Here is a 25,152-nt window from a genome sequence, read left to right as displayed (position 1 = left end):
CACTGCTTGCGGCGTGGGAGCAATAGTAGATAGGCGCTGATATTCTTAAAAATACTGTTTAAGAATGTTTATATAACCAGAAAAATTATTCGACCTGACAGCAGCTTAGCCCCCTGTAGCCGCTGCCGAGCCTGCGAGGCTGCGACAAGGCCGTCAGGCCTTCAGCGGTCTACAACATTTGCGCCCGCGTTGCGGTCGTTCGCAGCTTCGCAGGCTCAGCAGCGGCTACAGGAGTATCAGCGGATGGCGGGGGCATTGCTCCAGTCGAGCTGCTCTGCCGGCACCGGCCGGCCGAACCAGTAGCCCTGGCCCAGGTCACAGTCGTGTTCGAGCAGGAACCGCGCCTGCTCCGCTTGCTCGATACCCTCGGCGTGAACCTGCATGCCCATGCTCTGGGCCAGGGCGATGATCACCCGAGAGATCGCCGCATCGTCTTCATCGAACGGCAGGCCGGCGACAAAACCCTGGTCGATCTTGAGCTTCTGTACCGGCAGGCGCTTGAGGCGCAGCAAGGACGAGTAGCCGGTACCGAAGTCATCGATGGCCAGGCGAATGCCCAGTTCACGCAGACGGTGCATCTGCTCCAGCGCCACCTCGGGATCGTCCATGACCGCGCTTTCGGTGACTTCCAGTTCCAGGTAGGCCGGGTCCAGGCCGGTGTCGTGCAGCACCTGGGCCACCTGCTGATAGAGCTCGCTGCGCGCAAACAGACGGGTCGATACGTTCACCGCGACAAACGACAGCACCACACCTTCAGCCTGCCACTGGCACATCTGCCGGCAGGCCTGCTGCATGACCCAGGCGTCGATCTCGGCAATCATCCCGGTGCGTTCGGCAATCGGAATGAACTCCGCCGGAGACACCAGGCCGCGTTGCGGATGCTCCCAGCGCACCAGGGCCTCGACGCCGATCAGGCGACTGTTCTTGAGATCGTGCACCGGCTGGTAGTAGACCCGCAGCTCCTGCTGCTCCAGGGCCCGGCGCAGTTCGAAGGCAATCTCCACCCGTTGCTGGGCATGGGCGGTGAGTTCCTCGGTGTACAGGGCATAGCCGTTGCGCCCGGCGCTCTTGGCCTTGAACAGCGCCGCATCGGCGTTGCGCAGCAGCTGACTGGCGCTCAGGGCGTCACTGGGGAACAGACTGATGCCGATGCTGGCGTTGATCACCACCTGCTGCTCACCCAGCTGGAAGGGCTCCTTGAGGCCGTCGATGATGCGCTGCGCCAGGGCCGCGGCCTGCACCAGTTGCGGGCAGCTTTCGGCCAGCACTGCGAACTCGTCGCCTCCCAGACGCGCCAGGGTCATGCCCGGGCCGAACATGCCCCCCAGGCGCTCGCCCACGGCCTTGAGCAACTGGTCGCCGACGTTGTGACCGAGGCTGTCGTTGATCATCTTGAAATGATCCAGGTCGATCATCAGCATGGCGCAGCCGCGCTTGTGGATCTGCGCCGACGCCAGGGCCTGTTCGGCACGATCGGTGAACAGCAGACGGTTGGGCAGGTCGGTCAAGGGGTCGTGGTGGGCCAGGTGGGCCAGTTCGTGCTCGGAATCCTTGATTGCACTGATGTCGGAGAACACCGCGACATAGTGGGTGAGCTCGCCCTGCTCATCGCGGATCGCGCGAATGCTCTGCCATTGCGGGTAGATCTCGCCGCTCTTGCGTCGATTCCAGATTTCGCCGCTCCATTCGCCGGTTTTCTGCAGCGAGTCGAACATCGCCTTGTAGAAGTCCGGCGAATGGTGGCCGGACTTAAACAGGCTCGGCTGGCGACCCAGCACCTCTTCGCGCTGGTAGCCGGTGATCTCGATGAAGGCGCGATTGACGTGGACGATCTGGCCCTGGGTATCGCTGACCAGCACGCCCTCGCGGGTGCAGTCGAACACTGCCGCCGCCTGGCGCAGGCGCTCGCGATCCTTCTGCTGATGGCGCAACCAGCGGTCGGCGCCCATGACTCGCAACAGGCGGGCCCGGGCAAAGAAGATCAGCACCGCGCTGACCAGTGCCCAGGCGTAACCACTGACCTCGTGCCAGTAGGCCTGATCGGCAAATTCATCGAAGAAACTGCTCAGTAAATAACCACTGAACTGCAACCAGATCAGGGACAGCAGCAGATAGAGCAGCGCGGCACGCAAGCCATTGCGATAAGAAACCGACATAAGTCCGTCTATTTCCACACGAAAAGTTCGGGATTATAGAGGAAGAAACATGCCGCCACTCTTATCTGAAAGGGCGACTGGTTTTCTCAGCGGGCTTAGTGATAATGCCTGGGCTGTTTTTTTCTTTATCGAGGGCCTTATCGCCTATGTGGTACGAAGGTTTACTTGGCTTGTCCGCCTGGCAACTGGTGGCAGTCACTCTGTTGATGACCCACGTGACCATCGTTGCGGTCACGATCTATCTGCATCGCTATTCCGCGCACCGTTCCCTGGAACTCAACGCCGGCCTGAAACACTTCTTCCGCTTCTGGCTGTGGCTGACCACGGCGCAGAACACCCGCGAGTGGACCGCCATCCACCGCAAGCACCACGCCAAGTGCGAGACCGTCGACGACCCTCACAGCCCGGTGATCAAGGGCCTGTCCACGGTGCTGCGCAAGGGCGCCGAGCTGTATCGCGAGGAGGCCAAGAACCCGGAAACCCTGCGCATCTACGGCAAGAACTGCCCGGAAGACTGGATCGAGCGCAACCTCTACAGCCGCTACAAGCTGGGCGGTATCGCGCTGATGGCGGTCATCGACCTGCTGCTGTTCGGCACCATCGGCATCACCATCTGGGCGATCCAGATGATGTGGATTCCATTCTGGGCCGCCGGCGTGATCAACGGCCTGGGCCACGCCGTCGGCTACCGCAACTTCGAATGCCGCGACGCCGCCACCAACCTGGTGCCCTGGGGCATCATCGTCGGCGGTGAAGAGCTGCACAACAACCACCACACCTACCCCAACTCGGCCAAGCTCTCGGTGAAGAAGTGGGAGTTCGACATGGGCTGGGCCTGGATCAAGGTCTTCAGCTTCCTGCGCCTGGCCAAGGTCCAGCGCGTAGCGCCCATCGCCCACCGGGTCGAAGGCAAGGGCCACCTGGACATGGACACTGCCATGGCCATCCTCAACAACCGGTTCCAGATCATGGCCCAGTACCGCAAGCTGGTGATCGGCCCGCTGGTGAAGCAGGAGCTGGCCAAGGTCGATCACTCGGTGCGCCACCAGTTCCACCGCGCCAAGCGCCTGCTGTCCCGGGAAACCAGCCTGCTGGAAGACCGCCACCACCTGCGTATCCAGACCATGCTGGAACACAGCCAGGCGTTGAAGGTGATCTACGAAAAGCGCCTGGCCCTGCAGCAGATCTGGGTCAAGACCAGCGCCAACGGCCACGACATGCTGGCGGCGATCAAGGACTGGGTGCACGAGGCCGAGGCCAGCGGTATCCAGTCCCTGCGGGACTTCGCCAATCAGCTGAAAACCTACTCCCTGCGTCCTACCGCAGCCTGAGCCAAAGCCCCTCGCCACAAGCCGGCGAGGGGCGACTGCGACCGTCCGGCGGGAGCGCCAGGTATCGCCGCAACGGCTGGGAACTTAGCGTCCGATCCCCTATCTCACTGAACACTTCGCCACCCAGGCGGGCTTGGTTGTGGCCGCTGTCGAACTTGGCGCGGCACGCCCTTTGAGATCTGTGCCGATGGTCAATAAGAATTCACACACTCCATCTTCGCTTCCCCAGTGGCCCGAAGCCGCGCAAACCCTGATGGCCCTGATGCATGCACAGGGCGAAGTCGCCCGCCTGACCGAGCGCGAGCAGCTGTTCAGCGCCCTGCTGGTCAGCGTCAATGCAGTGCTCTGGGCCTTCGATTGGGACAACCGCCAGGTGCTGTACGTCAGCCCGGCCTATGAACGGATCTTCGGTCGCCCGGCAGGCCTGCTGCTGGCGGACTTCAACCAGTGGCGCGACAGCATTTACCCCGACGACCTGGAATACGCCGAGCGCAGCCTGGCCCAGGTCCTGGACAGGGGCGCGGTGGAAGATCGCGAGTACCGCATCATCGATGCCCAGGGGCAGGTGCGCTGGCTCAGCGACAAATGCTTCATCAACCGCAACACCGAACCCGGGCAACGGCTGATCGTGGTGGGCATTGCCGAAGACATCACCGAAAAGAAGCAGCTGGAAGCCGAGCTGCAACGCCTGGCCACCACCGACGTGCTGACCCAAAGCAGCAACCGCCGACACTTCTTCGAATGTGCCCATCGCGAGTTCGAACAGGCACGCCGGCAAGGTTTACCCCTGGTCTTTCTGTTGCTGGACATCGATGACTTCAAGGTGATCAACGACACCTACGGCCATCCCGAAGGCGACATCGTTCTGCAGCGCATTGCCGAGAGCGGACGGGCTGCACTGCGTCGGGGAGACCTGTTCGGGCGCATCGGCGGTGAAGAGTTCGCGGCGGTGTTTCCCGGCTGCAGCGCGGACATGGCCCATCAGGTCGCCGAACGCCTGCAGCGCGAGATTCAGCGGCAGACCTTCAGTTGCCAGGGCCAGACCTTCAACATCACCATCAGCCAGGGCCTGAGCAGCCGGCGCCGCGAAGATGAAAGCCTCGACAGCCTGTTCGCCCGGGCCGATGCGGCGATGTACCAAGCCAAGCGCCAGGGCAAGAACCGCATCGTCAGCGGATAACCACGCGCACCCCATCCGTGGGAGCTGGCTTGCCAGCGAACAGGCCCTAAAGGCCCACAGCGCGGTGGCGAATGTCTTCGCCGGCGAGCCGGCGGCTAAAGAGGATCAGCCCTTGCGCAGGCGGGAAAGCTCCGGCAAGCCGACTTTCAGCAGGCGCGCCGTCTTGCTGCGGGCCACCTCCTCCACCCCTTCATGTTCGGTCAGCCGCGCCAGTTGCGCCGCCAGGTTCATCACCAGGGCTTCGCGGGAATAGACCCCTCCGCCCAACTGGTAGATCGAGGCGATCAGTTCACGCAGCTCCAGGGGCATGCGCCAGCGAGTGCGCAGCGCCGAACCATAGGCGGCACCGAAACGCTCCAGGGCATCACCGATTTCTTCCTGCTCATCCAGTTCGCCACCGGCCTGCTTCCACTCTTGCAGACAACGCAGCAATGCCAGGTCGCCCAACCGGTGCAACAGGCCCGCGCAATAGCAACGCTCCTGATCCAGGTCCAGCAGGCGGGCCAGGGTCCGACCATATTCCGCCGTGTGCAACGACAGCTCCCAGTAGCGCTCGGCATAGTCAGCCAGGGCCGGATCGCTCAGGCGCGCGCTGCGCTTGAGGGCCAGGCCCAGAATCAGGTTCATGCTCTGCCCGGTACCCAGCCGGTGCAGGGCCTGGGACAGGGTCTGTACGCCTTCACCGTTGTGTTGCGCGGCACTGTTGGCGGCGCAGATCAGCACGGCAGTGATCTGGGGATCGGTGCGGATCTCCTCCTCCAGCAGCTTGAGGTCCAGCCCGTCGGGGTTGAGGCTGCGCTTGACCGCCAATTGCACATCGGTCAGCAGCGGCGCGCCATCGGCGATCTCGCGACGGCGTTCAAGAAAGGTCCACAGGGTCATGCCCGGGGCCAGGGTCGGCACCTCGCAGGCAACCTCCTGGCCAGCATCCAGCAGCAGCCCCTGCAGGCGCTGGGTCAGGCTTTCCATGTTCAAGGGTTTGGTCAGGTAGGCCGTGGGCGCCAGAGGCAAGGCCTCGCGCACGCTGGCACTGTCGCTGCGCACGCTGAGCAGAATGAAAGGCTGCAACGGGTTGCGCTTGCGCTGGCGCACGGAGCGCAGCAAGGCGAGACCGTCGATGCCCGGCAACTCCCAGTCGGCAATGATCAGGTCATAAGGTTTGGCGCTCAACAGTTCCAGGGCTTCCTGACCGTCGGCACACAGATCCAGACGCGCGTCACAGCGCACGTTGAGCAGCACTTGCTTGAGCAAATCGCGGGACCAGGGATCGGCCTCGGCAATCAGCACACGAGGTACAGCGGGTAAATCAACAGCGGTCATGCAGCACGCTCCCTAGGCAATCCTTTGCACCTTAGTCAATGCACGGGCTTCCATACAGCGCAAATCCCCTATGGACCGCCTGGGGATGAAAAAAACCCGCCGAAGCGGGTTTTTTTGTCGATCAGGTCACAGCAGCAACCACTCAGAGTTCAGCGAAACACTCTTCGATGATGGCCAGGCCTTTATCCAGTTGCTCGTCCGGCGAGGTCAGCGGAACCAGAACCCGCAACACGTTGCCGTAGGTGCCGCAGGACAGCAGGATCAGCCCCTTGTCGCGAGCCTTGGCCACGACCTGAGCCACAGCAGCGGCGTTCGGCTTGTGGCTGTCGCCGTTCTCGAACAGTTCCACTGCGATCATCGCGCCCAGGGCGCGCACTTCGCCGATCACCGGGTACTTGGCCTGGATGGCCTTGAGGCCGGTCACCAGACGCTCGCCCACCGCCTTGCAGCGATCGAGCAGGTGCTCTTCTTCGAACACTTCCATCACCGCCAGAGCGGCGGCACAGGCGATCGGGCTACCGGCGTAGGTGCCGCCCAGGCCGCCTGGAGCGATGGCGTCCATGTATTCGGCCTTGCCGCAGACACCGGCCAGCGGGAAGCCGCCAGCGATGGATTTGGCGAAGGTGGTCAGGTCGGCGGCAACGCCCATCTGTTCCATGGCGAAGAAGGTGCCGGTACGGCCAGCGCCGGTCTGCACTTCGTCGGCGATCAGCAGGATGCCGTGCTGGTCGCACAGGGCGCGCAGGCGCTTCATGAACTCTTTAGGCGCGACGTAGAAACCGCCTTCGCCCTGCACCGGTTCGATGATGATGGCAGCGATATCACGTGGCTCGGCGTCGTTCTTGAAGATGCGCTCGATGCTGGCGATGGAGTCGTCGATGCTCACGCCATGCAGTTCGTTGGGGTACAGCGCACGGAAGATACCGCCTGGCATCAGGCCCATGCCGGCCGAGTAAGGCACGACTTTACCGGTCAGGCCCAGGGTCATCATGGTGCGGCCATGGTAGGCGCCGGTGAAGGCGATCACGCCGGCACGGCCAGTGGCGGCACGGGCGATCTTCACGGCGTTTTCCACGGCTTCGGAACCGGTGGTCACCAGCAGGGTTTTCTTGGCGAAGTCACCCGGAACCTTGGCGTTGATTTTCTCGCACAGTTCCACGTAAGGCTCGTAGGCCAGAACCTGGAAGCACGTGTGGGTCAGCTTGTTCAGTTGCTCGGTCACTGCGGCGATGATTTTCGGGTGCACGTGACCGGTGTTCAGTACCGCGATACCGCCGGCGAAGTCGATGAACTCGCGGCCTTCAACGTCGGTGACGGTGGCGTTCTTCGCGCTGTCGGCGAAGATCGGGTGAATCTGGCCAACACCGCGTGGTACAGCGGCTTCACGGCGTTTCATCAAGGATGCGTTGGTCTTGCTCATAGTGTCCTCATTCACCGCTGCTACAGCGGTGTGATTCAAGGGTTGCGGGGCGGGGAAGCGCCTGCGACAGCATGCGATGATCGACTGCCGGAGCGGTCCCGGGCCACCTTGAAAACGTGCGTTTTTAAAGCGGCGCCAGGGGACAGCGCTCTCGTGCCCCCGGCGCTTGAAACCGGATCAGATACCCAGGCAGAGGTATTTGATTTCCAGGTAATCCTCGATTCCGTACTTGGAGCCTTCACGGCCCAGGCCCGAAGCCTTGATGCCGCCGAACGGCGCCACTTCGTTGGAGATCAGGCCGGTGTTGACCCCGACCATGCCGTATTCCAGGGCCTCGGCGACACGGAACACACGCCCCAGGTCGCGGGCATAGAAGTACGACGCCAGGCCGAACTCGGTGTCGTTGGACATGGCGATGACTTCGGCTTCGTCTTTGAAGCGGAACAGCGGCGCCAGCGGGCCGAAGGTTTCTTCCTTGGCCACGGCCGCGTCTTTCGGCACGTTGACCAGGATGGTCGGCTCGAAGAAGTTGCCTTCCATGGACTTGCCACCGGCCAGCAGGGTCGCGCCTTTTTTCAGGGCGTCGGCGATGTGTTCCTGGACCTTGGCCACGGCCTTTTCGTCGATCAGCGGGCCGGTGGTGGTGCCTTCTTCCAGACCGTTGCCGATCTTCAGCTTGGCCACCGCGACTTTCAGCTTCTCGGCGAAGGCGTCGTAGACCGAATCCTGGATGTACAGGCGGTTGGCGCAGACGCAGGTCTGACCGTTGTTGCGGTATTTGGAGATGATCGCGCCTTCGACGGCCTTATCCAGGTCGGCGTCGTCGAACACGATGAACGGCGCGTTGCCGCCCAGTTCCAGGGAGACTTTCTTGATGTCCTTGGCGCATTCGGCCATCAGCTGGCGACCGATTTCGGTGGAGCCGGTGAACGACAGCTTGCGCACGATCGGGTTGCTGGTCAGCTCGCCGCCGATGTCGCCGGCACTGCCGGTAACCACGCTGAGCACGCCTTTTGGAATCCCGGCGCGGTGCGCCAGTTCCACCAGGGCCAGGGCCGAGAACGGGGTTTGCGAAGCGGGCTTGATGACCATGGTGCAACCGGCGGCCAGGGCCGGGCCGGCTTTACGGGTGATCATCGCGGCCGGGAAGTTCCACGGGGTGATGGCTGCGGTCACGCCGATCGGCTGCTTGATCACGATCAGGCGCTTGTCCGGCTGGTGGCCAGGGATCACGTCACCGTAGATGCGCTTGGCTTCTTCGGCGAACCACTCGATGAAGGAGGCGGCGTAAGCGATTTCGCCCTTGGCTTCGGCCAGCGGCTTGCCCTGCTCCAGGGTCATCAGGCGACCCAGGTCGTCCTGGTTTTCGATCAGCAGTTCATACCAGCGGCGCAGCTTGGTGGCGCGCTCCTTGGCGGTCAGGGCACGCCAGGCCGGCAGGGCCTTGTCGGCGGCTTCGATGGCGCGGCGGGTTTCGGCGGCGCCCATCTTGGGTACGGTGCCGAGGATTTCACCGGTCGCGGGGTTGTTGACCTTGATCGTCTGGCCGTTGTCCGCGTCGACCCAAGCTCCATCGATGAAGGCTTGTTGGCGGAACAACTGGGCGTCTTTGAGCTGCATGTCGGCTTCCTTAACAGCACCGCGCATACGCGGGGCGAATTGTGATTGTAAAAAAGGCGCCCTGTCAGGCATGGACCGCGCTGGCGCGTCTGCAAGCCCTGGACAAAGCTGCCGTCAGGAAAATCGTTCACTGGGTAAAAGCACGAAAATGTCGCACACAAGGATAGACGTGCGCTTGGGCACCCAGGCAAGAGCGTTTGAAATCTCAAACGAATCCTAGGGTCAACAGGGGTAAAGGACAATAGGCTGTTCGAAAAAAAGAACGTAAACGTCCTTTAGGTTAAAAATTTCAGATCAACGTCACTCGCCACCGCCGAAAAGACAACGCCCCCGGGGCCTGCAGACCGCGGGGGCGTTGGCGTGACGCCAGGGAAAAGATCAGCTACTGAACGACTTGAGCACCGTCAACAGGCTGGTGAGGTTGTCGGCCACGCCGCCCTGGGCGACTTTCTCGGTGGCTGCGGCGCCGGCGGTGGTGTCGACGCTGTAGATCTGCATCACGCCCTGGTTGGTGGCCGCCTGGGCCAGGGTGTTTTGCTGCTGCTGGGCCGACACCGAGTTCTGGAACAGGATGGCCACGGACTGGCCCATGGACTGGTAGACGGTGCCCATCGCCATGGCCGGTGCTTCGGCAACGACCTTGACGTTGGTCTGGGTCACGGCATCGGTGATTTGCGGACTGACTGTGCTCATAAAAACTCCATTTTTTCAGCAGGAAAGTTCAACGGGAAATCAGGCGCTCAGCCACTCAGCTCTGGAAGGACTTGAGTACTGTCAGCAGGCTGGTGAGGTTGTCGGAGACCCCGCCCTGGGCAACCTTCTCGGTGGCGGCGGCGCCGGCGGTGGTGTCGACGCTGTAGATCTGCATCACGCCCTGGTTGGTGGCTGCCTGGGCCAGGGTGTTCTGCTGCTGCTGCGCCGAGACCGAGTTCTGGAACAGGATCGCAGTGGCCTGGGCCATGGATTGGTAGATGGTGCCCATCGCCATGGCCGGCGCTTCGGCGACGACTTTGACGTTGGTCTGGGTGACGGCATCGGTGATTTGTTCGTTTACAAGTGGCATGGCTCAACTTCCTTTGTTAGTACACGGAGCATTCCGTGTCTTTGAGTGAACGTGGCAGCCGTTTTGCTGTGAACCGCCAGGCCTGGGACCGTCGGCTTATTTCAGGGGGGGCCTATTGCCCGGCAGCAGCGAGCACCTGCTTGAGGGTGTCCTCGACCTTCTGCGACAACTCGGCCATGCGCGCCTCGACGGCGACTTTCACCTCCTGCTGCACCAGGGCGCTGATCATCGCCTTGAGGGCTGGATCGTCGGCAGGGGCCAGGGCGGGAGTGGGTGTGGCGGCCGCGGCCTTGTCCGAACTTGGTGCTGCTGCCGGTTCCGATACGGCAGTCGGCGCAGCAGTGGCGGCCGCGGCCTGACTCTCGGCCACCGCCTGCAGTTGACGCAGCACCAGTTCGCGCGCCTGGGGATCGGCCCTATCGACGCCGACACCCGACAACTGCTCGATGATCTTGCGCGTGCGCTGCTCATCGGCCTCTATCAACTCGACGGCCCGCTGCCGCGCCTGATCAATGCTCTGTTGCGCGGACTTGGACATGTCCAGCGGCTTGTCCTGGACAAACGCCTCCAGCACCTGGCGCTCGACCTGGGTCAATGGACGATTCAGATACTTCTCGGCAAAGAGAAGTATCGTCGCCATCGGGGTTTGCTCTTCATTCGCCATTGCATGCTCCTTGTTGATGAATGGCGTTGAAGGGCTGGGCACCGGGTCCGTCGAACTTCAACGCCTGGGGTGAACAGAGCGGCCGGCGAACGCCGGCGCCTCTGGCACGACGGCCCCGGGCGCCTTGCGCGCCCGAGGGTCGGGCTCAGGAAGACGACGATCGATTGGCCAGAGTGGCGCTGTACTTGGCGATGCTGGCGTCGATCTTGTCGATGGCCATGCCTGCCGCCTCCGCTTCCATCGCACCCGCCGCAGCCGCCACGGCAGCGGCCGCGCCGACCATCAGGTCGGTGGCCAGCACGCCCAGGGCATCCTCGGCGGCGCCCTTGACGTTCTCTTTGACGATGTTCTCGGTCATCTGCTTGAGCAGCACCGCCTGGGCCGCCAGGGCCAGCTTGCTGACCCCGTCGAAATACCCCGCCGCCGACTGCGCCACCAGGCCGGCGGCCTGGCTGATCATCATGTCCGGTGCGGCAGCGATCTGCGCCGGGGCATAGCTGAAAGTCTGGGCATTGGTGAACTGCACCGCCTGGACGATCTGGCTGTTGAGCGCATCAGTGCTGTCGGTGCTGGGGCTGCCGGCCTGCTTGAGCAAATGGGCGTTCATCGTCTCCATCACCGAAGGCCGCGCGGCGGCGGACGGCGGTGATGGCGCAGACTCGGCCGCCGCATCGGTGCCGGTCGACGTGGGCTCGCTGGGCGCCGCCTGAGGCTCGGCCGTTTCCGCACCCGGACTGGGGCCGGCCGCCGCGCTCGCGGTGTCATCGGCCGCGGCCGCGGGTGGGGTTTTCTTCTTGAACCATGCCATGACGATTCTCCCGGGCGATCAGCCCTATTCGCCGATCGCCATGATCAACGCCACGGCCTTGGACACCACCGCGTTAGAGATCTGGTTCAGCGCCTGCTGGCTGTTGACCGCGTTCTGCAACGACAGGCCCGCCGAGTGGCTGGCCACCTGATACAACGAGGCGATGGCCTGGGCCGGGGCTTCGGCCACCACCTTGACGTTGGTCTGGGTCACGGCATCGGTGATCTGCGAGTTGACCATTGGATCGGGCATACATCTCTCCTTAGATGGAATGGCCCACCGCAGAAGGCGGCGGCACCGGCTACAGCGTCGAAAACAGGCTCACTGAACAAGAACGTCCCGGCGCACCCGCTGTGAATCCTGCCACGCCCTCAACGCAGGGCCTCGCGCAACAATTGCACATGCTTGCGCGCCAGGGGCTGGTTCATTCCCAGCTCGGCGGCGATGTTCGGGTAGGGCAGATCGTCGACAAACTTCAGTTCAAACAAGCGGCGTTTTTTAAAGGGCAATTGCGCCACCCGCCGACTGAGCAGGGCCAGGGTTTCCAGCAGTTCCACCTGCTCCAGCACCGACATCTGCGGCGCCTCCAGCTGCTGCAGCGGGTCGTCCTCGAAATCGGCGAAATCCACGAACAGACGCTGTTCCCGCGCCCGCCGCCGACAGCTGTCGACAAACACATGATCGAGCACCAGGAACAGAAAACCCTGGGGATCGCGAATCCGCTCCGGCGAACGGCGAAAGAACAGCAGCGCCTTGATCGCCGTGGCCGCCAGCCACTCCTGGGCGCCATCGGCGTTACCCCGCGCCAATTGCCGGGCGCGGCGCTGCAACCCGGGCAGCACCGCCTTCCAGCTGGCCTCGAACAGATGATCCGCCAACGCTGTCGACAGGCCCTCTTGCATCAAACAGTTCATCTCCCGCACCTCCCTGTGCCCCGTGACTGCACGGATATGGCTGCAGGTTGCGCTGGGCCGAACGGCCGATGCAGCGGGAAAAACTGCCACTACGGCCCGGGTTTCCGGGGATTGCGCCGGGCGGTGGAAAAGGGATGCAAGCCGGCGTGGACGCTTCGAGTCGACATAGGTATGATGTCGCCCGCACTGCATCCGTAGCTCAGCTGGATAGAGTACTGCCCTCCGAAGGCAGGGGTCGTGGGTTCGAATCCCGCCGGGTGCACCAGCTTCAACGAGAAAGCCCCAGGTCTGATGGCCTGGGGCTTTTTTGTTTCTGTCATGTAGACCTCAACGGTATCCAACGCCGTATGCACCAGGCAGCCGCCAAATGTCTGAATATCAGCCTTTAGAGATTTGCCAAAGCTTGCCCTTTAGCTCAATAAGACCTTGCTTTTTAAGGGTTTTAAGGACTCTCCGATCAAGTCCGCAGATGTGCTGAAATACGCCTGACAACCTGATCCGAGCTGAGCATGAGCCAGATGAGCTTTTCCGACTTCGAATACGCCGGTAAGCGCAAGCAGACACGCCGTGAACACTTCCTCTCCGAGATGAATCAGGTCGTGCCCTGGAGTGGCTTGCTAGGGCTGATCGAGCCGTTCTACCGCCATCGTATTAACTCGGACAGGTACAGCTACCGCGCCAGCCTGCAGGAAATTCGCGATAACAATTACAACCTGAATATTCCGAGCTATTTGGATACCTTCGAGACCGAAGCAGAAATCGATCTGCTGACGGTACGCGCCGAGCGCCAGTTGCTCAAGGAGCAACTAGCTAAGCTGGAAGTACAGATGGACGGGTACTTAAAGGAGCTTGGTTATGGTGCCTGAAGGTTGGAAGCGCACAACTGTTGGTGAGCTATGCAACTTCATTAATGGTCATTGCTTAAAATCATCGGAGTGGTCTGATAAAGGCCTGCCCATCATTAGCATTCAAAATCCGAACGGCTCGACAGAGTTCACTTATTTTTCTGGGCAACCCAATCCTCGGTGCTTGGTCAATTCAGGTGACATCCTGTTTGCTTGGGCAGGCACTGAGGGTGTTTCATTCGGCGCAAAGCATTGGACTGGCCCGCAAGGCGTTCTCAATCAGCACATTTTCAAGGTCTCGCTAAAGACGGAGGTCAATGCAGCTTGGCTGTATGAAGAGCTTCGAACCGTTACAGAGAAATTTGAAAACCAAGCCCATGGCTTTAAGTCGACCTTGGTACATGTACAGAAAGCAGATGTAACTGAGCAGGTGGTCAATCTTCCCCCGTTACGTGAGCAGAAGACAATTGCCCAAATCCTCTCCACTTGGGATCAAGCGATCAATGCCACCCAACAACTGCTGGAAAATAATCAACTGCACTGCCGATCTCGAAATCCGAACCCTGCAAGCCAAAATTACCTGCCTGAAACAAGAGAAAAAAGTCCTGATACAACAACTGCTCACCGGCAAGCGCCGCGTAAAGATAGATAAGCCGGAGGTAGCCAAATGGCCAAAAAGCACGTCCCCTTTGTAATCGCCTATGACTTCGACGGTACTCTGTCCCCCGGCAATATGCAGGAATATGACTTTGTTCCAGCACTGGGCATCAAGCCTGCCGATTTTTGGCGCGAGGCCAAGGCGATGGCCCAGGAGCAGCAGGCGGACGATATCGCGCACTGGCCAGCCCTGGCGGTGAACTACACCACCAAGACCCAGTATCTGTTCCGCATCAACAAGGGCAGCCTGGATGTGCACGATAACTCGGTGATCAACGCATTCGTCGAGCCCGCCGAGCGGCCTGTACCGTTCAGCAATATGGTGTTTATCGGCGATGGCGAGACCGACATCCCCTCCATGCGCCTGGTCAAGAACCAGGGCGGTCATTCAATTGCCGTTTACGGCAAGGACAAACGCGGCGCCCGCAACAAGGCACTCAAGCTAGTCGAGGAAGGACGCACCAATCTAGCCACCACCGCCGACTACACCGATGGTTCAGCTATCGACCGCGCCATAAAGGCGATGATCGACAAGGTGATAGCAGACCGCACCATTGCGGAGGCGAATGGGTGATATGGCAAGTGGCGACCTGATTCTCTACAGCACAGAAGACGGCTTGGCGCAGCTCACCCTGCGCGAGATAGAGGGCCAAGTCTGGCTGACGCAACTGGAAATGGCCGAGTTGTACCAGACCAGCAAGCAGAATATCGGCAAGCATATCCAAGCCATCATCGCTGATGGGGAGCTGGCTGAAGGGGCAGTTGTAAACCAGAAGTTTACTACTGCCGCCGACGGCAAGGATTACCTGACCCACCTCTATGCCCTGCCGATGATTATCGCCGTGGGTTACCGGGTGCGCTCAACGCGTGGCACCCAGTTTCGTCAATGGGCCACCCGCACCCTGGGTGAGTACCTGCAGAAGGGCTTCGTGATGGACGACGCCCGATTGAAGGAGCCCCGCTGGGACTACTTCGATGAACTGCTCAAGCGCATCCGTGACATACGAGCCTCGGAGAAGCGCTTCTACCAAAAGGTGCGTGACCTCTTCACCTTGGCCGAAGATTACCGGGCCAATGAGCAGGACACCGCCCGCTTGTTTGCCGAAGTGCAGAACAAGCTGTTCTTCGCCGTTACTGGCTTCACCGCAGCCGAGCTGATCGTACGCCGCGCCGATGCTGGAGCACCGAATATGAATCTGCTCAGCTTCAAGGGCGACCGGGTGCGCAAGGCTGATGTTGTGGTGGCCAAGAACTACCTGAATGCCGAGGAGCTCGATCAGCTTAACCGTCTGGTTGGCATGTTCCTGGATTTCGCCGAACTTCGCGCCGAGCAACGTAAACACCTGCTGCTCGCGGACTGGCGGCAGTACATCGACAGCTTTATGGCCTTCAACGAGCAACCGCTGCTGCGTACCGCTGGCAGCATCAGCCACGAGCAGATGAAGCAGTTGGCACATGAGCGTTACGAGCAGTTCGACCAGCATCGCAGACAGACCGAAGCTTTAGCAGCCGATGCTCAAGAACTGGCAGAGCTGGAGCGTTTGGAAAAGCGCCTGAACAGTCAAAAAAAGAAACGCTGATTGCCCGCGAGTCGCCAAACGAGAGGGTGGCAGCTGTATGCAGGTTGGCGAACCGGTAAGTTAGTAAACCCGGCAGACCCGAAGATCTCCCGCACACAGCCGCCATAAATCGTCACTGCCCGTACAAAATTGCACTCGCAAAGAGACAACGACGCGACTGCGCCTAACTTGAAATGGATCGCCAAATCCGGTCGCTGATTTTGCAGCGACCGGCGGGACTATAAGAGGCTGCTACTGAGCAGATGCAAGGCGACTTGGTGACAGCGGTTTTCAACAACTTTTTTGCCAAACGCCATCAACCACAACCCTCTCCTATCCCGCCAAACACGGATGCTCCCAACAGATACAGTGAGCAATAACATCACCTCAATACCCACAGACGCTACTCGCCGGGTACGCCAAAACTGGCATTACCACGAACCGCCTCAACGGTTACTGGATCTACAGATCAAACTCTGCCAACCAACGTGCGCGTGAAGGCGCAGCTTGCTACATTCGCGGCCCCGGACAGGAGGTCTCCATGCTGTGCCATCCGTTGCTCAACCATCCCTTCGAGCCAGACATTCGTGATTGGGTCAGCTGTTTCATGGGCTATGACATGCCCCCAGCACTGGATGCCGAACTGAGCCGCTATAACCCCAACGATTCCCAGGACCGCGAATACCTGATCCGTCATTACGCATTGCGGCGCGACTACCCCCAGCAGAACTTCCGTCATCGGCAACGGCTGGTAGAGGTTCTGCAAGCCGCACTGGACGATCCGGACTATGACTTCGACAACATCTGGGAGCCTGCTGAAGATGACGACGAATACGCGCAATGGCCCAGCACTTGGCCGGCGGTGCTCGACGACAGCCGGGACTTCTTCCAGCGCCTGCTGGTCGCGGCCCGGGAGCTGTGGCACGAGGACCTGAGCCGCGCACGGTTGCCGTCTCTGCAGGAATGCAGGGCGATTGCGCAGCGGGATCGGGGCACCCGCGACTGGCTGTTCAACATCGACAACAGCGAAACCTGGAGAGCGGTCTTCAATGAGGCGGCCACGCCCTATGACTTCAATACCCCAGGCCCGGTGTTTCAAGGCGAGCAACTGAGCCTGCAGCTGTATGGCGATCTGGGACGGCTGTCCGTGCCTTCCACCTGGCCGGCGAGCCAGGCCCCAAACCACTGCCGCTTGCTGCTTCAGGTCCAGGGCATCAGCGAACTGGCGGTCAGCGGTACGCGCTTCGACGGGCGCATGCGTACCCAGCTCACCCGCCTCAACCCCGGTTATCACCTGCGCCTGGAAATCGGTTTTGACTGCGTGATCGAATGCGTGGCGCTGTCCGTGAACATCACCGACGTCGAAGGAATACGCGATGAAAAGCAACTTTGAAGTGGCCCTTGAGCGTCAGGAAATACCCCAGTTCTTTCGCGGCCAGGGCCAGTACCTGACCCGGGATGGCGATTGGGACGAGCACCTGTACTGCATCAACTGGCCGGGGATCTTCGCTTACCTGCGGGACCACGCCGATGGCGCACAGCAACTGAGCAGCGCCTTCGAGCTTTACGTCTACAGCGTTGGGGAAACCATCGAGGATTGCTTCGGCCTGCGGGAAAACCTGTTCGGCTATTACTCGACCCGGACCCGCTGGGCACCCGAGAGCGTCGATCTGTTGGCACAGCTGCCGGAGCCCTGCCGGCGGCGCATCGTGCAGCGTTTGAGCTGGTATCGCTGGCAGGTGGAAAATCACGCCCGGCTGCTGCCGGAACGGGCCCGGCGCATGACCGCGGACGGTGCCTGCGCCGAGTTCATCGACCTGCCCGCCTTGCCTTACAGCTGAACCCGGCGGCCGCCGGAATTATTCATCCTCGGCGGCTTCGGCGTCCTGCTGCGCTTGTTCGGCTTCGTCCTGCGCCTCGGGATCAGCGCCCTCTTCAGCCTCTTCCAGGCCAAAGTCCTTGCGACTCTCCTTGATGGCCTGACGGATATCCGCGCCCTTGATCGGGCAGTTCAACATTGCCGCTATACGGTCGATGCGGGGTGCCATGACCGGCCTCTCACTTTCTGGAAACTGCGCAGATAGTGCGCGCTTTCCCTGGCGACAGCCAACCCCCGCACCTTATTGACGACGCAAGGCTTGCAGGCGCGCGTCCAGATCCTCCTGTGGATACTGTTCATGCAACTGGAGCAGTAGCTCGGCCGCCGCACGGCTCTGGCCGTCTTCCCACAGGCGCAAGACCGCCTGAAGTTGCTCATCCAGCCGTTTGATCGTCCGGGGCTCGACCGGGGCCGACATGCGCTTGGCCATCTTGCTCGACTCGGCCCTTGGCTTGGCCAGCGCAGGAGGTGCTGCATCAGCGGACGCTTCCATCTCCGGCGCCGCGGCAACACTGCCGACAGGGGCCGCCGGTGCGATGGGCGAAGGGGCTGCGGGCTCAGGGACGCTCAAGGCCCCGGCCAGCTCGGCGGAACGTGGCGCCGCCTGGCGTGCCATGGGCGCAGCTGGGGCTGGAGCGGGCGCAGGGACAAAGGCCTGCTCTTGTGGATAGTGCTCCGGGGAAGGCCGCAGCAAGCCAATGACCAGGGCCACGCCAAACAGGCTGGCAAAGGCCAGTTGATAGCGCGGCCGCTGGCAGGCGCGCATCCAGCGCTGCCAAAGGCTAGGCTTGGGCGCAGGGGCTTCGCGGCGCGCAGTGGCCAGGATCAGGGCATCCAGATGGGCCGGCGGTTCCTGGGCGCTGTGTTGGCGGATGTGCGCCAGCATCTGCTCTTCAGGGGACGGGGTCTGTCGGGCGTCAGTCATGTGCGTACCTCCTCGGCCAGGAGCCGACGCAATTTTTTCAGCGCGTAGCGCAAACGGCTTTTCACCGTTTCCAGCGGCGCCTGGGTCAGGCTGGCGATCTCTGGCAGTTCCAGGTCGCCGTGGGCGCGCAGCAGGAACACTTCGCGCTGGTCTTCGGGCAAGTCTTGCAAGGCGGCTTCGATACGCTGCTGGTCGCGGCACAGACTCAGTTGCTGCTCAGGACCGGGAGCGTGGTCGGCTTCGCCGTGCAGTTGTTCGTCGTAGCTGTCGTGCAGCGGGTTGTGCTGACCGTGCTTGCGCCAGTGATCGATCAGCCGGTTGCGAGCAATCTGATACAGCCAGGTACGAAAGCTGGCCCGCCCCTGGGGCTGGCTGGTGCTGCGGATCAGGCTGAGCCAGGTGTCCTGGTAGACCTCTTGCGCCAGCTCGGCCTTTCCACACAGACCCAGGACAAAGCGATACAGGCCCTGGCGATGGCGCTGGTAGAGCAGCTCGAAGGCAGCAGGATCTCCGGCGCGATAACGCGCCAGCAGCGCTTCATCGCTGCTGGCATCGGTGGACACTTGGGGAGCAGACATAGGGCGGATGAACTCCTGTTCACTGCTCGTTATGGGTCTATTCAAGGCGGCTCTGCACTTGGCTCATGTCCACCGGCTGAGCCTCGGCCTGGGCAGCATTTCCCGTCTGGGTTTTCGGCGCCTGAGTTTGCAGACTTTGCGCCAGCTCCACCATTTGTACGAACTCGCCGCGCAGTCCGTAAGGATCTTCGCCCTTGGCGCCCCGGGCAAGCTTGGCGGTGTCGGTCAGGCTGAAGTTGCCGGTGTAGCGGCCGTCCTTGAGCTGCTGGGAGAACGCCGCCACCGCAGCGGCGAAGCGCAGGTCGGGGCTGGCCTCAGCCAGTTTAGCCGGCTGCTGCGCGCTGATCGGCCGTTCGATCAAGCGGCTACTGCCACCTTCCGGCGCCTTGTAGCGCACCCGTAGCATCGCCAGTTCACCATTCTTGCCACTCTGCTGCGGCGCCTTGGCCTGTGCATAACGCAGGGGCTCCAGCCAGCCCTTCTCGCCCACCGGGACGATTTCATACAACGCGGTCACCGTATGCCCAGCGCCGATTTCCCCTGCGTCCACTTTGTCGTTGCTGAAGTCTTCACGCTTGAGGGCACGGTTCTCATAACCCAGCAAACGGTATTCGCTGACTTGGGCCGGGTTGAATTCCACTTGCAGCTTCACGTCCTTGGCCACCACCGCCAGGGTGGAACTGAGCTGGTCCACCAGCACCTTGCGCGCTTCGCGCAGGTTATCGATGTAGGCGTAGTTGCCGTCACCGGCATCGGCCAGTTGCTCCATCAGGTGCTCGTTGTAGTTATCCACACCGAACCCCAGGGTGGTGAGGGAGACACCGCTCTTGCGCTTCTCGGCGGCCATGGCCTTGAGGCTGTCGAAATCGCTGATGCCGACGTTGAAGTCGCCGTCGGTGGCCAACAGGATGCGGTTGATGCCCTTGTGGATAAAACCCTGCTGGGCCATCTGGTAGGCCAGCTGGATGCCCGAGGCGCCCGCCGTGGAACCACCGGCGGTGAGCTGGTCGATAGCAGTGCGAATCTTCGCCTTGTCGCGTCCGGATGTAGGCTCCAGCACCACTCGCGATTCGCCGGCGTAGACCACCAGCGACACCCGGTCCTGATCCCGCAGTTGATCCACCAGCAGCTTGAGGGTGCTTTTCACCAGGGGCAGGCCTTCGCGGCGGTCCATGGAGCCGGAGACGTCCACCAAAAACACCAGATTGGCCGGGGCCAACTCTGCCACCGCGCGATCCGATGCCTTGATGCCGATGCGCAGCAAACGGGTGTGGGGGTTCCACGGCGAGGGCGCCAGCTCGGTGGTCACGCCGAAGGGCGAGCCATCGCTGGGCAGGGCGTAATCGTAGGGGAAATAGTTGACCAGCTCCTCCAGGCGCACCGCGCCTTCCGGCGGCAGGCTGCCCTGGTTGAGCAAGCGGCGGACATTGGCATAAGCACCGGTATCGACGTCGGCGCTGAAGGTAGAGACCGGTGCTTGGGCAACGCTGTGGATCGGGTTGTCCGGCAACTTCTGGTACTGCTCACGGGCCTCGTCGCGGTAACCGGCCATGATCGAATCACGGGCGGCGATGGGCGCCGGCATCGGTGCCGACAACCTCATGGGATGCGCCACGCGCTTGGTCATGGCGGCATCGGCGTGTTGCGCCTCGTACTGCGCTTCAGGCGCAGCCGGCAATGCTCCCTGGGTTGACGACCCGGCGGCGGATTCGGGCTTGGACGACACACCACAGCCGGCAACCGCCAGCAACAGACCGGCGGCGAAACCCTGGGCGACCGGACGAAGGAAATGCACGGGAAGGGACATGGGGGCTGACCTCGGGAAGAAATGATCCATTCCCCCCTTCAGACGAAGCCCCTGAGCCATTCGGGTTAAGCCCCGGAAAAAAATTCACTCAGCGAGCGTAGCGGCGCACCACACTGCTATTGCGCAACACGTGGCCGTTGATCTTCTCCAGCAACTGAGCCCGGGTCAGCCCGGCAGGCAGGGCATCCGGCGCCAGATCCAGGGCGTAGATCTGGATGATGTAGTGGTGCGCGCTGTCACCCACCGGCGGGCATGGGCCCATGTAGGAAGTACCGTTGCGGCTGTTGAGGCCGCCCACACCTTCCAGAGTCGGCTTGGTGCCAGCTCCGGCGGGAATCTGCCGAGTGCTGGACTTGATGCCGTAATGCACCCAGTGATCCACACCCTGGCCCTTGGCGCCGTCCGGGTCGTGCATGACGATGGCGTAGCTCAAGGTGCCGGTGGGGCCTGCGGTCCAGTTCAGGGCCGGGGAGTTGTTGTGCCCGCCACAGCCCTTGGCATCACTGGCATTGCCGGTGGTGAACAGCCGGTCATCCGAGACCCCAGGGATATTCAGGGTAAAACGCTCCTGGGCCTGCACGGGAAACTGCAGGCACAGCAGCACGGCACCAGCGGCCAGCCAAGTATTGCGGGAGGCAAAGCGAGACATACGAAAGCACCTTTTGCAGATGAGATCAGGGGGCCAGAGGACTATAGCCTGCACAAAAGAGCGCGCTCCTTCGTGCAGGGCGCGGGGAGATTGAGCTTGAGGACAGGGGTAGTTGTAAATGAATATTTCAGAGTCCAACCGCGATCGCGAGCACAGTTCACGGCCGGCCAGACACTGCGCCCGACATGACGCGGCAGGCCCTCAGCCTCGATGGGCCTGCATGTACTGACGCAGCAATTGGTTGATCCGCGTCTGATAACCCGCGCCCTGGCCCTTGAACCACTCCAGCACATCGGCGTCCAGGCGAATGGTCACGGCCTTCTTGCCCGGCAGGTGCACCTCGGCGCGGCGAAAGAAATCGTCATCCAGCTCGGGAATATCTGAAGTATCGATGCTCTGGTCATCGGCTTTCGCCAGGCGCTCCCAATCGGTTTTCGATCCGTCAGTTTTCGATCCGTTGGACATAATATTTAGCCTCCCGTTTAGTGGCTTTTCGCGCCGAGATAATGCGCACCGCATGACCCCGCCGCTCGGTATGGACCACCACGCCCACCAGGGTCCTGATCCAACCGAGGCTGACCCAGCGTTCTTCGCCGTAGTCCAGGCGCTCATCGCGCAAGGACAGCACCGGACGCTGGAACATCAGCACGGCATCGTTGAAATCGATGCCGTGCTTGAGCAGGTTGGCGTGGTTCTTGGCCTCGTCCCATTCAAAGTACATGAGCAATTCCGTATTTACAAATGTACATACAGACTAGCCGAGCGTTCGCCAAAAGCGCCCTGGGTAAACACCTGGAAATACAGTCGTAAGCAGGATGGATGTGTACGGAAAAAGCCCTACAGCGTTCTCGGAAAAGACACCGCCACACTTGCCTTGCACCGCTGGAAGCCGGCGGCTTATAGTCCGGCCGTCGCCCAGATGGCGACTCGGGTTTGGCGACCCGACATATAGAGAATGCAAACAACCTGCTTGCAGGTTTTTTTGCGCCCGCATGATTGCTCTATGGCGGTTGTGCGTGGGAGACCTTCGGGTCTGTCGGTTTTCTCTATTGCCGGCTCGCCAACCTGCGCACAACTGCCACCTATTGTTTGGCGACGGTAAGTGGACAGCCGCTCAACTAACGGAATAGAGAGAACTGATCATGAACCGCTACATGCCGATCACCGGCCACGACTGCCTGATTCCTTCCCTGCTGATCGACACCCAGGCGCCCATCGACGTGCTGCACGACGCCGCAGCCTTTCGCATCCGCGCCGCGACCCAACTGCTGGAGAACTTCGCCGCCGAGAGCCTGCGCAGTGAACCGGTGGTTTTGCAGGAACTGACCCTGGTGTGCAGCATCCTGCTGCGCGATGGCTGTGATCTGCTGGATGTGACATCACGGCGCCTGCAACCGCAGGCCGAACTCTAAACACCCCCGGGCGGCTTCCCGGCCGCCCGCTTTTCATAAGGAAATGCCATGCATAAACCCGCAACAGAACTCCCCCAGCGCCAGATCCGGGCGCTCTACGACGCCGACACCATTCGCGTCTACCAGGCCTACTCCGACAGCATCGCCGACGCCGCCCTGGCCCATGGCACCTTCGTCTCCCCGCCCTTCAAGATGGAGCGCATGACCTGGATAAAGCCGTCTTTCCTGTGGATGATGTACCGCGCTGGCTGGGGCTACAAAGACGCCGGACAGACCCGCATCCTGGCCATCGACATCAGCCGCGAAGGCTTTGAATGGGCCCTGGCCAACGGCTGCCTGAGCCATGCAGACGAGTCCATGAGCAAAGAAGAGTGGTTGAAGTTGAAAGATCAGTCACCGGTGCGCATTCAATGGGACCCAGAGCGTGACCTGTACCTGCGGCCCCAGGAACACCGCGCGATCCAGATCGGCCTGAGCAAGGAGGCCGTGCAGTTGTATGTGAACCAGTGGATAAAACGCATCACTGATGTCACCCCCCTGGCTCACGAGATTCATCGGCTTATTCAGCTAGGTGATTTGGACGGCGCCCACAGTCTGATTCCGCAAGAACAGGAATATCCCACTCCCCGCGAGTACAGATGAGTCGCCCTTGGCGCCAGCTCAACCATCAGCGACGCCTGCCCTACCTCCTCAGGACTGAGGCGCAAACACTGCATGACGACCCCTCTCCGGACAGCAAAACGCCCGGGCTGTTGAACAGCGCCGGGCGTTGGGCTTCGCGGTCGGAGGGCGCCAGAGACGCCCCCACTTAGGGCTTACTGCAGGGTGCCAGCACCGCCCATTTTGCTCATGACAAAACCCACGAACTGCTCGACGGTCATCTTCTGGCCGTTGAAATTCACTTCGTTATTGGCGTAGTGCAGCGACGACACCACCGCATTGCCTTCCAGCTTGGCCAACTGAGTGGCCAGGGCCATGGCGCTGAGCATTTCCGCGGTGGCGGCGCTTTGCTCGGCGATTTGCTTGGCGTCGGTCTGGCCTTCGGCCTGGGCCTGCAAGGCGGCGACGTCGGCCAGCATCGGCTTGGACAGCGACAGCTTGGCGTCCAGCTGGCTGATCAGTTGCTTGCCCAGCTCAGCCGGCGGCAGTTCCAGGCTCTGCGGCTTGGCCAGGTCCAGGCTCAGGCTGAAGCGGCTTTCACCACCAGCGGTCTTGAATGCCAGGCTTTCCAGGGCGATCTGTGGTTTGGCTTCCAGGACCTTGTTTACCGCGGCACGCACCTTGACCTGCTGGGCGTCGCTCATTTGCAGTTCCGGTGCCGGCTCACCCTCGGCAGTCGCCTCGTTGGCCGCCTGCTGATACGGCTGCAGCACGGTCTGGTAGATCTGGAGCAGATCGAGCATGCCCTGGCTGTCGAGGTTCTTCATGCTCCAGAGCATCTCGGCCGAACCCACGGTCTTGCCGTCGAAGGCGATTTCGCCCACTCGGTAATCCGCGCGGCCCGCTACTGTGCTGCCGGTTTCTTCGCTGGAGGTCTTCTGTTCGAAGTTCTTCAGGGTCAGCACCGACTGCTTGTCACCGAAGGTGGCCTTGGTGCTGGTGAGCTCCAGGGTGTTCTGCCCCAGGTAGTAGTCGAAGCTGCTCTTTTGCAGGTTGCTGGCCAGGGTCAGGCCGTTGATTTCCAGTTTGAGCGGTGCTTTTTCTGGCGAGCTGAGGAACAGGCTCAGGCTGTCCATGTAGCCGTCGACCTTGGCTTTCTGGCGGTTTTCGCTGACGCTGAAGGTGGCGTTCAGGCCGGAGAACTTGAGGTTGTTCAGCTCATCCAGGGCCAGCTCCATCGGAGCGAAATCCACAGTGCCCTCGGCGGACAGGTCATAGCCAACATTGACCACGCCCTTGAACGGTGCAGCGCCCTTGGTGGCGGCAAACCACTTGTCGGTCTGGGCATTATTTTCCAGTTGGTAATGACTGGACGCCATGACGGGCAGCCACTTGAGACGGATCAGGCGCGAGAAAGGCAGCGGGCCGTGTTCGATGTGGTCGGCGATCATCAGTTCCAGCCCACCGTTGAACACCTCGCCCTCGGTCTTGAGGCGGTAGCGGGCGTCGCTGCTGAACACGCCACGCTCCAGGGACACCAGTTCCAGGGTAGCGGTGGCGTCGTAACCGATCAGCGCCGCTTGCAGCTCCTTGTTGCTTTCAACCACCTGCTGCTGCAGAACCCCTTCCAGCTTGGTGCCGGTGTACCAGGCGCCGCCGGCACTGATGACACCTACCGCGACGACGATTCCTAACAGTACGCCTGCTGATTTATTCATGTCTGACCCGATCAATATCCGTTGTTTGAAGGTGTGCTCGTCTTCCC

The 25,152-nt window shown here is 61.5% G+C and carries 28 protein-coding genes and 1 tRNA gene; 11 read left to right on the top strand and 18 right to left on the bottom strand.

All coding sequences use genetic code 11. From position 1 onward, the window contains the following. Positions 1 to 236: 236 nt before the first annotated feature. A complete protein-coding gene (gene dibA / locus PQT43_RS29505; protein WP_102862583.1) occupies positions 237 to 2,156 on the bottom strand; it encodes a phosphodiesterase DibA in 1,920 nt (639 codons plus the stop codon). Between the two features lie 146 nt (positions 2,157 to 2,302). Between dibA and desA the strand changes: the two genes are divergently transcribed. Both desA and PQT43_RS29495 read left to right on the top strand, forming a co-directional pair. Next, positions 2,303 to 3,487, top strand: a complete 1,185-nt coding sequence (desA, locus tag PQT43_RS29500) for a delta-9 fatty acid desaturase DesA (RefSeq protein ID WP_102862582.1) — start codon at positions 2,303 to 2,305, stop codon at positions 3,485 to 3,487. 187 nt (positions 3,488 to 3,674) lie between these two features. Beyond that, positions 3,675 to 4,667 carry a GGDEF domain-containing protein gene (locus tag PQT43_RS29495; protein ID WP_102882698.1) on the top strand — a complete coding sequence of 331 codons (993 nt, stop codon included), beginning with the start codon at positions 3,675 to 3,677 and terminating at the stop codon, positions 4,665 to 4,667. A 105-nt stretch (positions 4,668 to 4,772) separates the two neighbouring features. Here PQT43_RS29495 and PQT43_RS29490 read toward each other — a convergent pair whose 3' ends face one another. The 9 genes from PQT43_RS29490 to PQT43_RS29450 form a co-directional block, all read right to left on the bottom strand. Then, positions 4,773 to 5,987 carry a response regulator gene (locus tag PQT43_RS29490; protein ID WP_110595271.1) on the bottom strand — a complete coding sequence of 405 codons (1,215 nt, stop codon included), beginning with the start codon at positions 5,985 to 5,987 and terminating at the stop codon, positions 4,773 to 4,775. Positions 5,988 to 6,129: 142 nt separating this feature from the next. Then, complete coding sequence (gabT, locus tag PQT43_RS29485; protein WP_102862579.1) at positions 6,130 to 7,407, bottom strand: 4-aminobutyrate--2-oxoglutarate transaminase; 1,278 nt, start codon at positions 7,405 to 7,407, stop codon at positions 6,130 to 6,132. A gap of 177 nt (positions 7,408 to 7,584) precedes the next feature. After that, complete coding sequence (gene gabD / locus PQT43_RS29480; protein ID WP_102882696.1) at positions 7,585 to 9,027, bottom strand: NADP-dependent succinate-semialdehyde dehydrogenase; 1,443 nt, start codon at positions 9,025 to 9,027, stop codon at positions 7,585 to 7,587. A gap of 378 nt (positions 9,028 to 9,405) precedes the next feature. Next, positions 9,406 to 9,720 (bottom strand): RebB family R body protein, encoded by a 315-nt coding sequence (locus tag PQT43_RS29475; protein WP_102862578.1) that lies wholly within the window; start codon positions 9,718 to 9,720, stop codon positions 9,406 to 9,408. 55 nt (positions 9,721 to 9,775) lie between these two features. After that, positions 9,776 to 10,090, bottom strand: coding sequence for a RebB family R body protein (locus PQT43_RS29470; protein WP_011058563.1), 315 nt, complete (start codon positions 10,088 to 10,090; stop codon positions 9,776 to 9,778). A gap of 112 nt (positions 10,091 to 10,202) precedes the next feature. Beyond that, positions 10,203 to 10,730, bottom strand: a complete 528-nt coding sequence (locus PQT43_RS29465) for a hypothetical protein (protein ID WP_272755402.1) — start codon at positions 10,728 to 10,730, stop codon at positions 10,203 to 10,205. Between the two features lie 169 nt (positions 10,731 to 10,899). Next, positions 10,900 to 11,562 carry a hypothetical protein gene (locus PQT43_RS29460; protein ID WP_102882694.1) on the bottom strand — a complete coding sequence of 221 codons (663 nt, stop codon included), beginning with the start codon at positions 11,560 to 11,562 and terminating at the stop codon, positions 10,900 to 10,902. Positions 11,563 to 11,586: 24 nt separating this feature from the next. Then, entirely contained in the window at positions 11,587 to 11,814 is a 228-nt protein-coding gene (locus PQT43_RS29455) for a RebB family R body protein (RefSeq protein ID WP_011058560.1), read from the bottom strand. 119 nt (positions 11,815 to 11,933) lie between these two features. After that, complete coding sequence (locus PQT43_RS29450) at positions 11,934 to 12,476, bottom strand: RNA polymerase sigma factor (protein WP_181430787.1); 543 nt, start codon at positions 12,474 to 12,476, stop codon at positions 11,934 to 11,936. A 188-nt stretch (positions 12,477 to 12,664) separates the two neighbouring features. On the opposite strand from PQT43_RS29450, the gene PQT43_RS29445 reads away from it, so the two are divergent. The 7 genes from PQT43_RS29445 to PQT43_RS29415 all read left to right on the top strand — a co-directional run bounded on the left by PQT43_RS29445 (position 12,665) and on the right by PQT43_RS29415 (position 17,378). Beyond that, positions 12,665 to 12,741, top strand: a tRNA-Arg gene (locus PQT43_RS29445). A 244-nt stretch (positions 12,742 to 12,985) separates the two neighbouring features. After that, a complete protein-coding gene (locus PQT43_RS29440) occupies positions 12,986 to 13,342 on the top strand; it encodes an N-6 DNA methylase (protein WP_272755401.1) in 357 nt (118 codons plus the stop codon). After that, complete coding sequence (locus PQT43_RS29435; RefSeq protein WP_272755400.1) at positions 13,332 to 13,973, top strand: restriction endonuclease subunit S; 642 nt, start codon at positions 13,332 to 13,334, stop codon at positions 13,971 to 13,973. The genes PQT43_RS29440 and PQT43_RS29435 overlap by 11 nt, the downstream gene beginning before the upstream one ends. 15 nt (positions 13,974 to 13,988) lie before the next feature. Continuing rightward, positions 13,989 to 14,552, top strand: a complete 564-nt coding sequence (locus tag PQT43_RS29430; protein WP_272755398.1) for a hypothetical protein — start codon at positions 13,989 to 13,991, stop codon at positions 14,550 to 14,552. A gap of 43 nt (positions 14,553 to 14,595) precedes the next feature. Continuing rightward, positions 14,596 to 15,558 carry a virulence RhuM family protein gene (locus tag PQT43_RS29425; RefSeq protein WP_442962481.1) on the top strand — a complete coding sequence of 321 codons (963 nt, stop codon included), beginning with the start codon at positions 14,596 to 14,598 and terminating at the stop codon, positions 15,556 to 15,558. Positions 15,559 to 16,078: 520 nt separating this feature from the next. Next, positions 16,079 to 16,930 carry a hypothetical protein gene (locus PQT43_RS29420; protein WP_253085831.1) on the top strand — a complete coding sequence of 284 codons (852 nt, stop codon included), beginning with the start codon at positions 16,079 to 16,081 and terminating at the stop codon, positions 16,928 to 16,930. Further along, positions 16,914 to 17,378 carry a hypothetical protein gene (locus tag PQT43_RS29415; protein ID WP_110595266.1) on the top strand — a complete coding sequence of 155 codons (465 nt, stop codon included), beginning with the start codon at positions 16,914 to 16,916 and terminating at the stop codon, positions 17,376 to 17,378. Before PQT43_RS29420 ends, PQT43_RS29415 begins: the two co-directional genes overlap by 17 nt. A gap of 18 nt (positions 17,379 to 17,396) precedes the next feature. Here PQT43_RS29415 and PQT43_RS29410 read toward each other — a convergent pair whose 3' ends face one another. The 7 genes from PQT43_RS29410 to PQT43_RS29380 all read right to left on the bottom strand — a co-directional run bounded on the left by PQT43_RS29410 (position 17,397) and on the right by PQT43_RS29380 (position 22,096). Further along, on the bottom strand, positions 17,397 to 17,585 hold the full coding sequence (locus PQT43_RS29410) for a hypothetical protein (protein WP_102862572.1): 189 nt from the start codon (positions 17,583 to 17,585) through the stop codon (positions 17,397 to 17,399). A gap of 72 nt (positions 17,586 to 17,657) precedes the next feature. After that, the gene (locus PQT43_RS29405; RefSeq protein ID WP_102882688.1) at positions 17,658 to 18,341 is read right to left on the bottom strand and encodes a hypothetical protein; all 684 of its coding nucleotides are present in this window, start codon (positions 18,339 to 18,341) and stop codon (positions 17,658 to 17,660) included. Continuing rightward, on the bottom strand, positions 18,338 to 18,919 hold the full coding sequence (locus PQT43_RS29400; protein ID WP_123391866.1) for an RNA polymerase sigma factor: 582 nt from the start codon (positions 18,917 to 18,919) through the stop codon (positions 18,338 to 18,340). Before PQT43_RS29400 ends, PQT43_RS29405 begins: the two co-directional genes overlap by 4 nt. 37 nt (positions 18,920 to 18,956) lie before the next feature. Beyond that, positions 18,957 to 20,726 carry a vWA domain-containing protein gene (locus PQT43_RS29395; RefSeq protein WP_272755396.1) on the bottom strand — a complete coding sequence of 590 codons (1,770 nt, stop codon included), beginning with the start codon at positions 20,724 to 20,726 and terminating at the stop codon, positions 18,957 to 18,959. A gap of 88 nt (positions 20,727 to 20,814) precedes the next feature. After that, on the bottom strand, positions 20,815 to 21,375 hold the full coding sequence (locus PQT43_RS29390) for a YbhB/YbcL family Raf kinase inhibitor-like protein (protein ID WP_102882685.1): 561 nt from the start codon (positions 21,373 to 21,375) through the stop codon (positions 20,815 to 20,817). A 201-nt stretch (positions 21,376 to 21,576) separates the two neighbouring features. Further along, positions 21,577 to 21,840, bottom strand: a complete 264-nt coding sequence (locus PQT43_RS29385; protein ID WP_110595261.1) for a BrnA antitoxin family protein — start codon at positions 21,838 to 21,840, stop codon at positions 21,577 to 21,579. Beyond that, positions 21,818 to 22,096 (bottom strand): BrnT family toxin, encoded by a 279-nt coding sequence (locus PQT43_RS29380; protein WP_102882683.1) that lies wholly within the window; start codon positions 22,094 to 22,096, stop codon positions 21,818 to 21,820. Before PQT43_RS29380 ends, PQT43_RS29385 begins: the two co-directional genes overlap by 23 nt. Before the next feature lie 421 nt (positions 22,097 to 22,517). On the opposite strand from PQT43_RS29380, the gene PQT43_RS29375 reads away from it, so the two are divergent. After that, complete coding sequence (locus PQT43_RS29375; RefSeq protein ID WP_110651252.1) at positions 22,518 to 22,787, top strand: hypothetical protein; 270 nt, start codon at positions 22,518 to 22,520, stop codon at positions 22,785 to 22,787. A gap of 48 nt (positions 22,788 to 22,835) precedes the next feature. Next, positions 22,836 to 23,429, top strand: a complete 594-nt coding sequence (locus tag PQT43_RS29370) for a DUF4291 domain-containing protein (protein WP_253167009.1) — start codon at positions 22,836 to 22,838, stop codon at positions 23,427 to 23,429. A 173-nt stretch (positions 23,430 to 23,602) separates the two neighbouring features. Here PQT43_RS29370 and PQT43_RS29365 read toward each other — a convergent pair whose 3' ends face one another. Beyond that, positions 23,603 to 25,105: a YdgA family protein gene (locus PQT43_RS29365; RefSeq protein ID WP_110651256.1), complete on the bottom strand. Its 1,503-nt coding sequence runs from the start codon at positions 25,103 to 25,105 to the stop codon at positions 23,603 to 23,605. Positions 25,106 to 25,152 lie beyond the last annotated feature (47 nt).

The organism is Pseudomonas sp. BLCC-B112 (assembly GCF_028550695.1).
In the GTDB taxonomy this organism is placed as follows: Bacteria; Pseudomonadota; Gammaproteobacteria; order Pseudomonadales; family Pseudomonadaceae; genus Aquipseudomonas; species Aquipseudomonas danubii.
This window is presented reverse-complemented; position numbering and strand designations above follow the sequence as displayed.